This is a genomic window from Paraliobacillus sp. X-1268, assembly GCF_003426095.1.
Lineage (GTDB): Bacteria > Bacillota > Bacilli > Bacillales > Amphibacillaceae > Paraliobacillus_A > Paraliobacillus_A zengyii.
The window spans coordinates 193,664-209,316 of record NZ_QJSK01000001.1 but is presented as its reverse complement, the minus strand read 5'-3'; the positions used below and the strand labels follow the sequence as shown (position 1 = coordinate 209,316).

The window sequence follows — 15,653 nt, the reverse complement described above, 5'->3', positions numbered from 1 at the left end:
TTATACTCTTTTATCGAACTACTAATAGTTATGAGTAGAACTATGTTAATTAGTATTTATAGATTATAAAAAGAGGTGTAAACATGAGACTAATCAGTATCTCAGACTATGACAACAAAAGTATGGTACTTGCCAAGCCAATATATGATTCGAGCAAACGTGTTTTACTTGCAACTGGTAGAACGATCGATCCTAAAATACAATCTAGACTAGAAAACATGGGCATTAATTTTCTTTTTATAGAGGATGAGGTTTCTAAAGGAATTACAATTGAAGATATGCTCGATATGCCAACATGGACAGACGCCATTCAAGCAGTTAAAACCTTTTATGAACATGTGACGCAAAAAAGCACGCCGGAATTAAAACCTATTCAGCAAGTAGCAGGCATATTGCTTAAAGAAGTAAAGCATAGACCAACACTTATACTTATTCCATCGGGAACAATGACAAAGGAATTACAGCCTTATGCACATGCAGTTAATGTCACAATTCTGGCTTTATTGACTGCCAAAGAAATGGGCTATAATGACTTAAAACTTAGGGATCTAGCAATTGGTTCCTTATTACATGATATAGGTAAAGCAATTGATACAGATGAACAGAAACATCCTGATTCAGGGTTCCAATTATTGCGAACAATTAGTCAGTTTAGTATTGTATCAGCTCATATTGCCTATCAGCATCATGAAACATTAGACGGAAAGGGTTTTCCACGTCAAATAAAGGATAATGATTTTCTAGAAATTGCTCAAATTTGCGCTGTTGCAAACCGCTATGATAATTTAATTGTAAAAAAAAAGCTTCCACCACATGATGCTATGGAAGCAATTATGGCTATGTCAGATCGTTTGTATTCGCACAAAATTGTTACAGCTTTTAGTCAATCCATTTCTACTTACCCACCAGGAACGAAAGTACTGATCAATCATAATCAACCAGCAATTGTTACTGAAATAAACAAACATTTTCATCGACCAATGATAAAAATACTTGCGACTGAAAAAGTGATTGATCTAATTGATAATCCTACGTTTATGATAAAACCATTTGAATCAGCAGTATAGATTACTCTCCGAATAATTTCACTTTAAACGATCCATGTTAGCATTAGGAGGTGTTTAAAGTGGGAAAAGACCGTCAAGAAAAGAAATTAAGAGAAAGTGGACGTGTTGAATCTGATCGAGATCAAGATCTAAGTAAAGCAGGAGCAACTAAAATGTCTAGCCCTGAAGAAGGCAGAAAATTGAACGATGGGAAATAAGGCAGCATAGTATCAAAAAATAGATTTTGAAGAACACTTTTCTTTTTTTAGAAAAGTGTTCTTTATTATATGAAAAATAAAAAAATTAAAAGAGGAATCTAAATTGATTGGATATTTATGTTAAAATAAATATAACTTTGTGGTAAGAGATTACAAAAGTTAATACTAATTTTTTTGTTGAAGGAGAGTTTTATGATTCAAAACGTTTTTAAAGAAGCGATGACAATACTTAGTAATAATTGGTTGAAGATTATCGGAATGGTTCTTCTAACTTATTTTATCAAGCTTTTACTTGGAACAGTGCCTATTCAGGGGTCTGTAAGTATTAGAATGGATCCATTAGCAGTATCAAGTTTAGACTCAATACAGTCATTACTAATAGGACCATTAGTAAATAGCATATTGTTTTTTATACTTCTTCAATACATTATCCTAACCAAAAACACGATGAGAAAAAGGTTTTTGACCGCTATCACTTATCCATTTCGAAACGCGCGCTTGCTCTATAAAGGACTTATTGTCTTAATCATTTCAAATTTCCTACTGTATCTTATCGGAATGTTAGCTATATATACAGTAATTATATTTCTTGCAATTATTCCAGTTGGGTTAAATTTAGGAACAGGTTCGATAATAGCTGGTTTTATAATTCTATATGGTATTCTTTTTTGGCTTTATTTAGGTACTTCACAAGCGCTGTATTTGTTACATGATGACCCTACGCTTGGTATCTTTAGAAGTGTTAAACAAAGTTTCTCCTTAATGAAAGGTAATAGATGGTCCTTATTCGGATTATTTTTATTAACAGGCTTAGGGTTTATCATCGGCATACTACTATTACTAGTTGGAGCAATATTTAGCATCGTGGTATACGAAGTTGCTCGCTTAGCTTTTTACAGAGAACTGTTACGCAAAAAACGAAAGAAAGAATGGCAGGATAAAGTTCAGAGAGTAGACTAGTTGATGTTAACTTATCCCATTAAATGTTTAATGTGCAAAAATATTGCGAGTTGTTATTTTTAGAAACATAGATAAACTAATAATCTAAAGGAAGTTATTTTTATGAAAAATAAATTAACAGGTTACATAGTTCTTATTATTGCTATAATCTCTATTATAAGCTTTGGATTATATAAGTGGTTTATTGACAGTCAATTAAGAACTGATACATTTATTTATGTTTCATTTGTTCTTGCATACTTATTTAAGTATTTAGCAAATGGAGAGACGGATACAAACGCTCAAGACAAAAAGGAAGTTTATTTATCTATAAAGGCATTACGAATAAGTTATTTACTATTGGTAGTTGGTTTAGGGATAACATTGCTTGTAACTGAGGGAACAAGTATGCTAATGGAATTTGAAAATGCACCTTTAGTAATCTGCTTCTCGATGAGTATAGTGATCTATCCTTTAGTCCGGGCAGTTATATTTTTAAAGCATGCAAAGATGTGATAACCCGTAAAGATTGTTAGCATGTCTCTTAAACATTATGGAATCAATACAAAGCGAGGTACCCTTAAGTCATGAAAGTCACCGAAGAAAAATTTACTGTAAATGGAATTACTTACAATATTAAAACTCCAATGAATACAGATGCAAAAGCTTTGTCAGATTTACGGCTACAAATTGATGGAGAAACTGAAAATTTAGATAGAGTAAGAGGGGAAGAATACATAGATTTAATTAGATTTGAAGAAATAATTAAAATAGACAATGAGAATGCTAAAAACCTATTTTTAGTTGTAACCGTTAATAATCGAATTATTGGATATTCAAGATGTACAGGAAATCCATTACAAAGGTTTAATCATAATGTTGAATTTGGAGTCTGTGTACTGAAAGAATTTTGGTCTTATCAAATCGGTGGGAATTTATTACAAAAATCCATTAAATGGGCAGATGACAATCATATCAAAAAAATAAATTTAAGAGTAATGGAAACAAACAGTCGAGCAATTAAACTTTATCAAAAATATGGTTTTGAAATCGAAGGTGTTTTAAAAAGAGATAAATTACTTTCTGATGGAAACTACTACAACACCATTATGATGGCTCGATTTAAAGAGGGATGGAATTAAACTACTTACATTCCTTTAAAAAACAAAAAACACATATAAACTAAGAGGAAATCGATCAAATTAAATAATCATTTTTTATGATAAGAGAGGAGAAATCATTTGAATCAAATTTTGTTAATCATTGATGCTCAACAAGAGTTAATTGAAGGTAATCAGGAAGAAAATGCTGTATTTAAAAAAGAACAACTTCTTAGAAACATTAATTTAGTAATTAAAAAAGCAAGCAAATTTGATATACCTATTGTTTTTGTTAGAGACCTAGAAATCGCAGATGGTAAAGACAAAGGATTTCAAGTCCATGAGGAAATTAACGTCACTAAGAATGCAAAGTTTTTTAATAAACTCGCAACAAATGCGTTCCATGGAACTGGACTTCTAAATCATTTAAAGTCTCAAATAATTGAACATATTGTTGTCATGGGCTGTGCAACCGAACATTGTATTGATAGTGCAGTCAGAACAGCAACTATTAATGGTTTGGATGTCACATTAGTCGGAGATGGACATTCAACAAAAGACAGTGCTGTTTTAAGTGCAGAAGAAATTATAAAGCATCACAACGAAACGCTTCATGGTCATTACAATGTTGAAAACTTTTCAATTGTAAGAAATACAGAAGAAGACTTGTTCACTCCAACTCATTATTTATATAGATAAGAGTCAACTCAATTGGTAAATAGGAGGGATTATGTACTTTTTAAAATTTGGATTAATCATGTTAATTATTTTTAGTCTTATATCAATAGTTAATTTTATTTTGAGGAAGCTTTTTAAGATTGAAAAAGTTAAAAATAAGTTTTTTTCTAATAATTATATAAATGTTTTACATCGAAGGGTAGACAAATGGAATAGATATTGTATTGCAATCATAACAATTCTAATTTGGAGTCTCTTTATATTTAATGATTTATCCTACTTGATTTTTATTGGATTAACGGTTCCTCTGGCATTAGATTATGGCGTAAAGGCATTCTTTGAATTGAAGTATAGTGACTACCCAAAACGAGCTATTATAACGTTAAGCGAAATGTTGTTAATGTTAACTGCAGCAATTATAATAGTACTTCAGTTAGAAAGATGGTTTCCTTAAGCTGACGGTAAAATTAAGAAGCAGCCTCCATTCTATAAGAGGTAGAAAGGGCTGCTTCGATTTATATAGATAAAGCTTTAGATGCTAATTTTGGTTTCTATTGTATCAACGTTATCTTGTTGGCCAAAGTAATCCAATGATCGCCCCAATTAACGCTGGCAAAATCCAACCAAGTCCAATTTCATAGAATGGCAGATATAAAAGGTAGAATTCCCTTATCGATTCAATGACTGAAATTCTTACACCCGGAATACTATTTGCTAAAGCGTTATAACCATCAATGATACTAACGAAAAAAGTAAGAAACATCGACACAGCATAAACTTCTTTCTTATTCGCGAAGAAAGAAGAGAAGAGGCCTAACAAAATAAGAACAATTGCTAAGGGATATAAAAACATTAATACTGGAACAGCAAATTGGATAATATTATTTAAACCAAAGTTAGCAATTATAAATGAAACAAGGCATAAAACAAGAACAAATGTCTTATAGCTAATTTTAGAGTACGTTTCATGGAAGAATTCACTACAAGCCGTTATGAGACCAATACTTGTTTTTAAACAAGCTAGAACAATAATAATTGCAAATAAAATAGCTCCAAACGGACCGAAATAGTGTTGCGCTACTTTAGCAAAGATAAGACCACCATTTTCAAGAGTGCCAATGACGGATATACTAGATGCTCCAGTATAGGCAATTAGTCCATAGATCACTGTCATTAAACCCATTGCAAAAAAGCCAGATTTCCATGTTGCACTTGCAATCTCTTTTGTGTCTGTAATTCCTCTTCGTCTAATTGCATGTATGACAACAATACCGAACGCAAGTGATCCCAGTGCATCCATTGTGTTGTAACCTTCTTTAAATCCTGTCATAAATGCAAATTCTTTATAATCTCCAATTGGATCACCAAAGTTACCCATTGGTTTAAGTATAGCTACAATTAGTAAAAGAAACAGGAATAGCAGAAAAGCTGGTGTTAAATATTTGCCAATATAATCTGCAATTTTTGCAGGATTTAATGAAAAATAATAGACCATAATAAAAAATAAAAAACTAAAAATCGCTAACCATAAACTCGCTTGTGCTGGATTAATGAATGGTTCGAATCCAACAACGAAAGGTACGCTAGCTGTACGCGGAATGGCAAAGAAAGGACCAATTGTTAAGTAAAGAAGTAGGCTAAAAGTAAGACCGAAGATTGGATGGACACGACTCGCTAAGTCGCGCAAACCGTTACTTCCCGATAGGCCAATAGCCAATATTCCCATAAAGGGCAAACCAATTGTTGTTACTAAAAACCCAATTAACGCAGGCCAAAAATTTGTACCAGCAAGTTGCCCTAATTGAATAGGGAAAATCAGGTTCCCTGCACCGAAGTACATTCCAAACAGCATCGTACCGATAACTGCATAGGTTGAAAAAGAGGTTCTCTGTTGCATTTTTTATGACTCCTTCTAGTTGTAAACTTCATATTCTTTTATCGACAATAAATAATAGTAACAATAATTTGTTCAAGAAACAATAGATATTATGTGAACGATCCATGATACTAGTAACAATATCAAGGATCGATTTATTATTTTAACAAAAATCCACATAATATAATCTGTTTTTGATAGTATTAGAGGATAAAACTAATATTTTACTTATGAGCCTTATCTTAGATTAGGATTCTTAATGGTTCATTATAATAGTAGTTACAACTTAGTGAAGATTACTAGAATTATTTATGGAGGTTAGGTAGCGTGGACTATGATGTAATTGTAATTGGCGCAGGTTCAATGGGAATGGCAGCAGGTTATTATTTATCCAAAAGTGGTAAAAAAACGTTATTATTGGACTTATTTAACCCACCACATAATAAAGGGAGCCATCACGGGGATACGCGAATTATCCGTTATGCCTATGGTGAGGGGGAAGAATATGTTCCATTAGTTCTCAAAGCACAGGAATTGTGGAATGATTTAGAGAAAGCCAGTGGGAGGAAAATCTTCACGCAAACTGGGGTTTTAAATGTTGGTAAGGAAGAATCCGATTTCATACAAAACACTATCTCTAGTGCGAAAAAGTATTCCTTACCACTTGATATATTGGATGCAACAAAAGTTCAAAATCGATGGCCAGGCATTACGTTACCAAACGACTTTGTTGGTTGCTTTGAACCAACATCAGGCATACTTAAATCCGAGGAAATTATTAAAGCGTACCGTGAGCTTGCGGAATTAAATGGTGCTACCATAATTTCGAATAGTAAGGTCACTGAAATTTCCGTTCAAGATGATCGTGTAACAATTAAGACAGACAAAGAGACCTTTTACTCGAAGTCGTTAGTAGTATCAGCAGGAGCAGGCTCAAAAGATCTACTTTCTATGATAGATTTAGATATGCCACTTACACCAGTGAGAAAGACTTTTGCTTGGTTTAATGTTGACGAAACTAACTATAATCATAGTAAGTTTCCAGCCTTTGGATTTGTTACACCACTAGGAACATATTATGGTTTTCCAAGTATTGATAAAATGGGTTTGAAGTTAGGGCGACATGATGGTGGGGATCAAATAAATCCAGATAAAACAATGGTAGAGTTTGGTGGAATAACAGAAGATATAGAAGATTTAACACAATTCTTGAATCAATATCTCCCTATTACTCAGGAATTAAAGTATGGGAAAACGTGTATGTACACACTTACACCAGATGACAAATTTATTATTGATCTCCATCCAAAGCATTCAAATGTTGCAATTGCAGCAGGTTTTTCTGGTCATGGTTTTAAATTTAGTAGTGCGGTCGGACAAGTCCTAAGTGATTTAATTATCTCAGGTAAGAATGAAATAGATATTTCTCACTTTTCTATAAAGCGATTTATTAATGAATAATAAAGTTAAAGAGCGTATTCAATACGAACACGCTTTTTTTACAATTTATTTAATAGATACTAATTCACTATCTGTAATCCATTTATGATTTATTAATATTATCATAGTAAATAACAATACAACACAATAAAAGGGAGAGGGATAGTCAACTGTCATTATATTATAGGATTTGTTGTAATAATTACAATTGCAGGCACCTGCAATAATGAATTTATTAACAATGTCTTATTTATTTTCTACACTATCAAGAGAAATATGGACTTGAAAGTTTAAACTACATATAATAGAAACATAAAATTCTAAACTTTTAACTTGCGGGATACATACAGCATATAGAGAGAAGTATAAGCATATGAACGCTATATGTCTATATGTCTAAAATTTAAATAACTAAATTGGATGACCTAATTCAACTTAAATTTTAAAGTTTTAAAAAAGAAGTATATGTGCGAAGGGGTGGATATATTGAAAAAGGTTTTGTTTCTATTGCTTATCTCTATATTTTTAAGTGGATGTACACAAACTGAAACTGAAGTATTTAATTTTGAAGGTGAAAGTGATAATTGGAAGGTAATTTACACTGCGGAAATACTTGATGCACAAAAAGCGCAAACAAAGTTAAAAATACAATACATTGGTGAGGAATCAATTCCTGAAGAAGGTGAAGGTGGTTATACGCTGGAAACTAACAGTGAAATAATGGGAGGAAGTATGTCACTAGATGATAAGGGTGTAGTAGAAATAGAAGGGCTTGCAGGTGATTGTAATGACTGTTTATATTTATATGTCGATGAAAATGAAGATCTAACATCAAGTATAAGTTGGAACGGAAACATCGAGGAATTAAAACTATATAACGATGTAACCGTCGAGTAGAATCAAAAGGTATCTTCACAAGTGAAATCTTACTATAATTAAGATTTTACAGATTAAATATACAGTTAGTGTTTTAGTTCTCTAAGGTTATTTAAGTATAGACAACTGTTTCATTGTCGGAGAGTTAAAAATAAATAGTAATAGATAAGCAAGGCAAAAAAACATAAATAGAAATAAACAATCTTACATGAGTGTGAAGAGGATATCCCAAAGTAACGATATTATAGAGATATCAGAGGACACAATCAAATTAAATAAAATTTTATTCTAGTTTACATAATATATATTATCGGAAGTTAAAGGAATAAAATATATTCTGTCTCAAAACTAAAGTATTCTCTAGATAGTGAGACAGAATATATTTATTTTGCTAGTTTATGTGATTCATTCATAATTAATAATTCATCATAAAAATCTACTAATTGCTGTGACGGTTCAGTCCAACTGAATTTTTCAGCTTCTTTGCGCGTATTATGTCTTAATTGTTTATACGTTTCTTCGTTATCTAATTTACTAATTGCGGCAATTAGACTGTCTATATTTTCATTTTCAAATAAAAAGCCAGTTTGTCCATCTGTAATTTGTTCCATAGTTGGACCACTTTTTGCTGCAATTATTGGTAAACCTGTCGCCATTGCTTCTAATATTACTAAGCCTAATGTCTCTGTAACTGATGGAAAAATCAACGCATCAGCTGATGCAAATGCTGTTGAAAGTTCTTCTCCTTGCATAAATCCGGTAAATACAGTATTTGTTTCTTCAAATGTTCGCTCTAACATTTCCCTTGCTGGACCATCACCAACAATGGCTAAACAAACATCGTCACGCGTATCTAATAAAGGTTTTAATTTATGGATTTCTTTTTCTGCTGCCAATCTTCCTACGAAAACTAATAATTTTTTGTCTTCTAATCCATTAGATAAACGTTGTCGCATTGACTTATCTCCATAACTTGGATGAAATTTATCAATATCAACTCCGCGTTTCCATAAATGAACATTATGAAAGTTTTTTTCAACTAATTCATCTTGAATTGCTTTAGATGTACATAAATTTATATCCGCCATGTTGTGTAATTTCCGTGCATAGCTCCAAAAGATTGGTTTCATTGGTTTATACAGCTTATAATAGTCCAGATATTTCGGAACATGTGTATGATAAGATGCAATTAACGGATAACCTAATTTCTTAGCATAATAGACGCCTGTTGCGCCAACTAACGCAGGATTAACAACATGAACTAGATCAGGGTCATGTTTACGTAATAACGTTTTAACTTTTCTTTGTGGAAGTGCAAACGGACGATAGCGATAAAAAGGCATTGTCGTTGCTTTTAACCCTTCAACAATTGCACCTTCATATTCATAAACCCCTAAGTCTGGTGCAATTACAACTACTTCGTGATTTTGTTGACGCAAATGTTTAATTGCTGCTGTTAACCTCGTTACTACTCCATCTATCGAAGGCAAAAAGGTTTCTGTTACGATGACTATTTTCAAAACAACATGCTCCTTTGTTACTTCCAAGAAATAGTAGGTAACACATTATCCTTAATAACGCGGTCCTTATGTTCCACTACTGTCTCCAATATTTCTTTTAAAACTTGATCTGTTAATAAATTCGGTTCCAGTCCTAATGACTTTAATTTTGTATTTACTGCATGATAATAATGCTCTTCAGTTTCTACTCTTGGATTTTCTATATGAGCTATATTGGTCTCAAGATTAAGTTGACCGGCAACGTTTTTCACCTTTTCAGCTAATTCTTGGACAGTAAAGTATTCTGTGAATTGATTAAATACACGAAACTCACCATTGTCAGCTGGATTATTTACAGCTATTTCAACACAACGAATTGTATCTTTAATGTTGAGAAAAGCACGTGTTTGTGAACCTGATCCATACACGGTTAAATCATGACCAGTTACAGCTTGTATCAGAAAACGGTTCAATGCTGTACCATATACACCGTCATAATCTAGTCTATTATTTAAAATAGGATCTAATTCAGTTTCTTCTGTATGTAACCCATAAACAACACCTTGATTTAAATCTGTAGCTCTTATGCCCCAAGCCTTACAAGCGAACATGATATTATGGCTATCATGTACTTTAGACAAGTGATAAAAGGAGCCTGGTTGTTTCGGAAATGGCACGGTATCTTTACGTCCGTTATGTTCAACTTCTAAGTAACCTTCTTCAATATCAATATTCGGTGTACCATATTCGCCCATAGTTCCCAATTTAATTAGATGACAATCGGGCGCTAGTTCTTTAATCGCATATAAAACGTTTAGATTCCCCATCACATTATTTGTTTGTGTATAGATTGCATGCTCACGATCAATCATGGAATACGGTGCTGATCGTTGCTCACCAAAGTGAACAAATGCATCTGGTTTTGTTTGTTCAAATACTTGTGTAAGGAAGTCATAATGATTTAAGTCACCGACAAAGATCTTTATATCATTTCCGGTAAGCTCTTTCCACTTTGTGACACGTTCTTCTAATGTGGCAATAGGCGTTACTGAATTTGAACCTAATTCCTCATCGATTTTTCTCCGTACCAAATTGTCTAAAATGGAAACTTCATGGCCTTGTTTTGATAAGTATAATGCGGTCGGCCAACCACAAAAACCATCTCCCCCTGCTACTACTATTCTCATAGTTTCCCTCCTGTTTCTTCTTAACATCTCTCTTATTATAAGATAAATAAATTGAAAATGAAAATGAAAAGTGTTAATATTTTTAATAACAAAAATTTTACAAATATTAACTTACTTGAAATAACGTTGCATATAGTGTCTAATAAGCTGATTAAATGAAAGCCAATTCTTTGTTGGTAATTGATGAAATGCATTTGCAACAATAGTAATTTCTATATTCGAATTGTCTTGATAATACTTCTTATGCATGCGTACCCAGTAAGCGCGCTGGCCATATGCAAAAAGGCTTGGACAGTTAATGTCATTAATCCAATCTCTCACATCATAGTGATACGTATCATTATAATATGCATACCAATGATCAATATTAGTCTTCATCGTATGGTCAAATAGTATATCTTTATATACCTTATTTCGTGCATTACTAAACGCCAATAGTTTAGCTAATTTTTCGGGATTCTTTTTAACCATATATAAACCAAATTTATACATTAAATCTAATCCTAAAGAGCCTACTTTCGGATATGCTCCAGCAATCAAAAGGCCTTTTACTTTTTCAGGAAACGCATGAACAAAAGCATGTGCTATTGTACCTCCTGCTGAATAGGCGCAGATAATCACCTCTCCTATTTGCTCCTTTAATAAAATCTGTCTAATCTCAATAACATATTGGTTGACAATATCATCACTTAAGATAGATGTAGAATTTCCATGCCCACTAAAATCTGGTATTAATAAATGAAATGCATCAGCCAATTTCTTCTGATTATCAAATATACGTCTCCCTAAACCTGGTGGGTGAATAAATAGAATCGGTACACCCTTCCCAAGGCTATCATAATAGACGATAGTATCATCGTATGTTACAGATTCCATTATATTTACCTCTCTTCATTTGTTGGTATTTTTTTTAACGGTTTATGTGCGGGACCTTCAATTACTTCTCCATCTATAGTGAAACGCGATCCATGACAAGGACAATCCCATGTATGCTCTGCTTTATTCCAATTAACCTCACACTTCATATGTGTACAGGTGGTATCTATATGCTGTATCTTTCCTGAAGTATCGCGATATACGCCAATTCTTTTTCCATTCTCACGTATAATAGTAGCTCTATTCTCTTCTAATTCATTTAATTTATCTTCGGGAATTTCAAACTTTCCTTTAATCATATGCTTAGCTACATCTGTATTTGCTTTAATAAAATTCTTTACATCAGGATCAAAATCAAATCGTGATGGCTTAAATAAAGATATATACGGATTTTCTTTGTTTCGAATAGTGTCTGATAGTATCATTGCGGCCGCTGTTCCACTTGTCATACCCCATTTACGATAACCAGTTGCAACAAGTACATTTGGTTCATTCGCTGTAACCGGTCCAATATATGGTAGTTTATCTATTGTAGTCAAATCTTGAGCAGACCAACGATATTTATATGACTTTATTCCGAAATTTTCGTTCACAAATGTTTCCAACTCTTTATGATGATCAAGCGTTTCCTTTTCCTGACCTGTTTTATGTCTTTCACCACCAATTAGCCAAACTTCCTCTCCTTTATTCATCGTTGTTCGAATAGATCTTGTTGGTTGCTCGGCATTAATATACATACCACCAGGAAATTTTTGATTAGTTGTAACGGCTATTAAATAAGAACGTTCAGGATGAATTCTAGAAAAATATAATCCCTTTTTATCATAAAAAGGATAATGAGAGGCAATCACGACGTGTTTACATGTTATTTTTTTCTTATCTTTTGTATGAATCGTTGGATTATCACCAAAATCTATATTGGTTGCGGTTGTGTGTTCATAAATATCTACACCACTATCACTTATTGCTTTAATTAAATAATTCAAATAGTGTAGGGGATGAAACTGGGCTTGGTGTTTCATAACTAGTGCAGATTTCATTGGTATGTTTAACGGCATTTTTGATACGAGTTCCCCGTCAATTCCTAATTTTTGATAAGCATTATTTTCATCTTCTATATTTTTTATCTTTTTTTCTGTATTTGTATAAATATATGCATCCTCTTCTGCATATTCACAAGAAATGTTATGCTTGACAACAGTATCCCTTATTTGTTGCTTCGCGTCCATTGCGGCTTGATAATATAATTTGGCTTTCTCTAAACCAAAGTGTTGGATTAGTTCATGATAAATCAAGCCATGTTGTGCAGTGACTTTTGCCGTTGTATAACCTGTTGTTCCAGTTAAAATGGTATCAGCCTCTATTAATGCTATTTTATAACCTTCATTTCTTAGAAGATATGCTGTAGTAATACCAGTAATACCAGCACCTACAATTGCAACATCCACTTCTATGTCTTGTGTTAATTGCGTAAATGCAGGAAAAGCTGCAGTATTTCTCCAATATGACGCTGTTTCAGTAGGCGCCTGATATGATTTTTGATCCATTAGCCAAACCTCCTATAATTCATTTCGGTTATTATTCACTAGTAAGGTTGGATTCATGTAAAAAGCCTTAAATTTTAAAGTTCCAATTATTAGTTCAGTTAATTAAAACAGAAAAAAACACCTGTAACATCTTTAAGTGTTATAGGTGCCGATCTATTGTTTATTTACTTTTTCGCATCATATCGTAATAGCTTAACGGCTGATCTACTTTTATTTTCGTAATCATCAAGGCATGTTTTGCTCGATCAATAGATTTTCCGCTTTCATCCATTATTTTCCTGATTTTCTGTTTAAAGTGATAGAAGTTAGGACCAAAAAATTCAATCTCATCACCAACCGCAAAACTATTGCGCTGTTGGATCGTTGCAATCTGCGTTTTTTCGTCATAATTTAAAACAAGACCAGAGAAATCATATTTTTGAATCCGATCAGGCTTTCCAAATAACTGATCTTTTTCGGTTGGTTCCTTGTAATAAAATGCTGTGGTTAAAGAACGTTGTGCTGCTTTCCATATTTCATCTACCCAATTTGGGTCTAACTGATAGTTATCTGGATCTTCATAATACGTATCAATAATCTTTCGATAGACATTTACAACAGTTGCTACATAGTGAATACTTTTCATTCGACCTTCAATTTTAAGACTATCCACACCGGCTGCTAATAAATCTGGTAACTGTTCTACCATACTAAGATCTTGTGAACTCATGGTATATGCTTCATCCGTTTTATCCGTCACACTAATAGCACCATCGACACCATCTTCAAATAAATCATATTTCCAACGACATGATTGTGCACAACCACCCCTATTTGCATCTCTTGCAGTCATATGATTAGATAAGACACATCGGCCAGAATACGAAATGCACATTGCACCGTGAATAAAGGATTCAATTTCAATATCAACCTTTTCTTTTATCTCTTTTATTTCTTCAAGGGAGACTTCACGCGCTAATACAACACGCGGAATACCTTCTTTTTTCCAAAATTCTACTGTACGCCAGTTAACAATTGAAGCTTGTGTACTAATATGAATTTCTAATTCAGGCGCTCCTTCTTTACATGCCTGAATTAAGGCAGGATCAGCAACAATAACTGCTGCAATACCTACTTCATATAACTTCTTAAAATACGCCTGTGCACCCACTAAATTTTCGTTGTGTGCAATAATGTTAGCTGCGACATAAACTTTCGCTCCATATTGTTTGGCAAAAGCAACGCCTTCTTTCATATCTTCAAATGAAAAGTTTCCTGCTTTCGAACGTAAACCAAATTGTTTTCCACCAATATAAACAGCATCAGCACCATAGTGTATCGCGAATTTTAATTTTTCTAAATTACCTGCTGGTGCAAGTAATTCTGGCTTTTTAAGCTTTGTTTTCTTATGCATAAACGACACCTCTTATTAATAAATCTGTTCTTTAAAGTAAAAACCAGTATGTAACTTTCGATCTTTTGGTTGAATTTTATATAAGCCTTGCTTCCAATCAGCCTTTTTAAAATGAAACGTTACCGGATCTTCGAGATATAAGTCTACTGCTTTACGATACATTTGCACTACAGCTATGTTGTATACTCTGCTCTTGAGTAAGCCATTGATACGCAAACCATCAATCTTAGCGTCTAAGACGTGATCTAATTGTTCAATCATACATAAATCTTCATTACTCATAATGTGTGTTCCATTCTCATCCTCATAGACAGGATAATGTGTAGCTTCTATTTTTCTTTCTTTTAAGTAAAAAGATAAATCACTATCATAAGGTAAATCTACATGTGAATAGTAATTACGAACAAGTTTTCGTTTAGAATGAAAAATACATGTCATACCGTGAACTTGTACTTCAATTGGAAAGGTAAGTTCATTCTTGATGTCCTTAATTTCATTTAAGGTTAGTTCATTAGATAAAATTGCACGTTTGATACCTTTTTGATGCCAATAGCGTAAAGTTTGGTAATTAGTTGATAATGTTTCTGGATTCCATGTGATTGGAATAACGTATTTAAATTCATCCATAACAGTAAATATAGAAGGATCTCCACAAATAATCCCGTCAACCTGCAGTTCTACCAACTGTTTTATATAAGCTGGTAAAGTTGCTAGAATTTCATTATGAAAAATCGCATTCACTAGAATATATACTTTTTTATTCACCTGATGAAGGTATTGAGTCGCTTCTGCTAAAGCATCTATGGAAAAATCGCCAGCTACACGTAATCCATAACGTTGATGCCCAATAATGATTGCGTCAGCTCCTGCATCAGCTAATGCCTTAACTTCTACTATATCCCTTGCTGTAGCAAGTAGCTCTGGTTGATAAGATTTCTTCATTTTTTCACCTCAAAATACAGTCTACAGTAGATTATG

16 protein-coding genes are annotated in these 15,653 nt (G+C 33.0%); 9 read left to right on the top strand and 7 right to left on the bottom strand.

Going from position 1 to position 15,653, the window contains the following annotated elements:
• The first annotated feature begins 83 nt into the window (after positions 1–83).
• From D2K62_RS01145 to D2K62_RS01115, 7 genes are all read left to right on the top strand, one after another.
• Positions 84–1,067, top strand: a complete 984-nt coding sequence (locus tag D2K62_RS01145) for an HD-GYP domain-containing protein (protein ID WP_117160771.1) — start codon at positions 84–86, stop codon at positions 1,065–1,067.
• 59 nt (positions 1,068–1,126) lie between these two features.
• The gene (locus D2K62_RS01140) at positions 1,127–1,264 is read left to right on the top strand and encodes a YpzI family protein (protein WP_112181094.1); all 138 of its coding nucleotides are present in this window, start codon (positions 1,127–1,129) and stop codon (positions 1,262–1,264) included.
• Positions 1,265–1,456: 192 nt separating this feature from the next.
• Entirely contained in the window at positions 1,457–2,224 is a 768-nt protein-coding gene (locus tag D2K62_RS01135) for a DUF975 family protein (protein WP_117160770.1), read from the top strand.
• Positions 2,225–2,326: 102 nt separating this feature from the next.
• On the top strand, positions 2,327–2,719 hold the full coding sequence (locus D2K62_RS01130) for a hypothetical protein (RefSeq protein WP_117148795.1): 393 nt from the start codon (positions 2,327–2,329) through the stop codon (positions 2,717–2,719).
• A 71-nt stretch (positions 2,720–2,790) separates the two neighbouring features.
• Positions 2,791–3,345: a GNAT family N-acetyltransferase gene (locus D2K62_RS01125; protein WP_112181097.1), complete on the top strand. Its 555-nt coding sequence runs from the start codon at positions 2,791–2,793 to the stop codon at positions 3,343–3,345.
• 99 nt (positions 3,346–3,444) lie between these two features.
• Positions 3,445–4,002 (top strand): isochorismatase family protein, encoded by a 558-nt coding sequence (locus D2K62_RS01120; protein ID WP_112181098.1) that lies wholly within the window; start codon positions 3,445–3,447, stop codon positions 4,000–4,002.
• Between the two features lie 31 nt (positions 4,003–4,033).
• Positions 4,034–4,435, top strand: coding sequence for a DUF4181 domain-containing protein (locus D2K62_RS01115; RefSeq protein WP_112181099.1), 402 nt, complete (start codon positions 4,034–4,036; stop codon positions 4,433–4,435).
• 111 nt (positions 4,436–4,546) lie between these two features.
• On the opposite strand, the gene brnQ is transcribed toward D2K62_RS01115, so the two are convergent.
• Complete coding sequence (brnQ, locus tag D2K62_RS01110; RefSeq protein ID WP_117148796.1) at positions 4,547–5,878, bottom strand: branched-chain amino acid transport system II carrier protein; 1,332 nt, start codon at positions 5,876–5,878, stop codon at positions 4,547–4,549.
• Between the two features lie 306 nt (positions 5,879–6,184).
• On the opposite strand from brnQ, the gene solA reads away from it, so the two are divergent.
• Positions 6,185–7,318, top strand: a complete 1,134-nt coding sequence (gene solA, locus D2K62_RS01105; RefSeq protein ID WP_112181101.1) for an N-methyl-L-tryptophan oxidase — start codon at positions 6,185–6,187, stop codon at positions 7,316–7,318.
• Positions 7,319–7,783: 465 nt separating this feature from the next.
• Complete coding sequence (locus tag D2K62_RS01100) at positions 7,784–8,194, top strand: hypothetical protein (protein ID WP_117148798.1); 411 nt, start codon at positions 7,784–7,786, stop codon at positions 8,192–8,194.
• Between the two features lie 362 nt (positions 8,195–8,556).
• Here the strand turns inward: D2K62_RS01100 and D2K62_RS01095 are convergent, their stop codons facing one another.
• The 6 genes from D2K62_RS01095 to D2K62_RS01070 form a co-directional block, all read right to left on the bottom strand.
• Positions 8,557–9,693: a glycosyltransferase family 4 protein gene (locus tag D2K62_RS01095; RefSeq protein ID WP_112181103.1), complete on the bottom strand. Its 1,137-nt coding sequence runs from the start codon at positions 9,691–9,693 to the stop codon at positions 8,557–8,559.
• A 17-nt stretch (positions 9,694–9,710) separates the two neighbouring features.
• Positions 9,711–10,859 (bottom strand): NAD-dependent epimerase/dehydratase family protein, encoded by a 1,149-nt coding sequence (locus D2K62_RS01090; RefSeq protein WP_112181104.1) that lies wholly within the window; start codon positions 10,857–10,859, stop codon positions 9,711–9,713.
• Between the two features lie 111 nt (positions 10,860–10,970).
• Entirely contained in the window at positions 10,971–11,735 is a 765-nt protein-coding gene (locus tag D2K62_RS01085) for an alpha/beta fold hydrolase (protein WP_112181105.1), read from the bottom strand.
• A gap of 5 nt (positions 11,736–11,740) precedes the next feature.
• Complete coding sequence (locus D2K62_RS01080) at positions 11,741–13,282, bottom strand: FAD-dependent oxidoreductase (RefSeq protein WP_117160769.1); 1,542 nt, start codon at positions 13,280–13,282, stop codon at positions 11,741–11,743.
• 160 nt (positions 13,283–13,442) lie between these two features.
• Positions 13,443–14,675 carry a peptidase U32 family protein gene (locus D2K62_RS01075; protein WP_117160768.1) on the bottom strand — a complete coding sequence of 411 codons (1,233 nt, stop codon included), beginning with the start codon at positions 14,673–14,675 and terminating at the stop codon, positions 13,443–13,445.
• A gap of 15 nt (positions 14,676–14,690) precedes the next feature.
• A complete protein-coding gene (locus tag D2K62_RS01070) occupies positions 14,691–15,617 on the bottom strand; it encodes a peptidase U32 family protein (RefSeq protein ID WP_112181108.1) in 927 nt (308 codons plus the stop codon).
• Positions 15,618–15,653: the final 36 nt, after the last annotated feature.

Excerpts from the sequence above, each read along its gene's own strand:
- D2K62_RS01145 (WP_117160771.1), top strand. The coding sequence starts at position 84 with ATGAGACTAATCAGTATCTCAGACTATGACAACAAAAGTATGGTACTT.
- D2K62_RS01135 (WP_117160770.1), top strand. The coding sequence starts at position 1,457 with ATGATTCAAAACGTTTTTAAAGAAGCGATGACAATACTTAGTAATAAT.
- D2K62_RS01130 (WP_117148795.1), top strand. The coding sequence starts at position 2,327 with ATGAAAAATAAATTAACAGGTTACATAGTTCTTATTATTGCTATAATC.
- D2K62_RS01125 (WP_112181097.1), top strand. The coding sequence starts at position 2,791 with ATGAAAGTCACCGAAGAAAAATTTACTGTAAATGGAATTACTTACAAT.
- D2K62_RS01115 (WP_112181099.1), top strand. The coding sequence starts at position 4,034 with ATGTACTTTTTAAAATTTGGATTAATCATGTTAATTATTTTTAGTCTT.
- brnQ (WP_117148796.1), bottom strand. The coding sequence starts at position 5,878 with ATGCAACAGAGAACCTCTTTTTCAACCTATGCAGTTATCGGTACGATG.
- D2K62_RS01090 (WP_112181104.1), bottom strand. The coding sequence starts at position 10,859 with ATGAGAATAGTAGTAGCAGGGGGAGATGGTTTTTGTGGTTGGCCGACC.
- D2K62_RS01085 (WP_112181105.1), bottom strand. The coding sequence starts at position 11,735 with ATGGAATCTGTAACATACGATGATACTATCGTCTATTATGATAGCCTT.
- D2K62_RS01080 (WP_117160769.1), bottom strand. The coding sequence starts at position 13,282 with ATGGATCAAAAATCATATCAGGCGCCTACTGAAACAGCGTCATATTGG.
- D2K62_RS01075 (WP_117160768.1), bottom strand. The coding sequence starts at position 14,675 with ATGCATAAGAAAACAAAGCTTAAAAAGCCAGAATTACTTGCACCAGCA.
- D2K62_RS01070 (WP_112181108.1), bottom strand. The coding sequence starts at position 15,617 with ATGAAGAAATCTTATCAACCAGAGCTACTTGCTACAGCAAGGGATATA.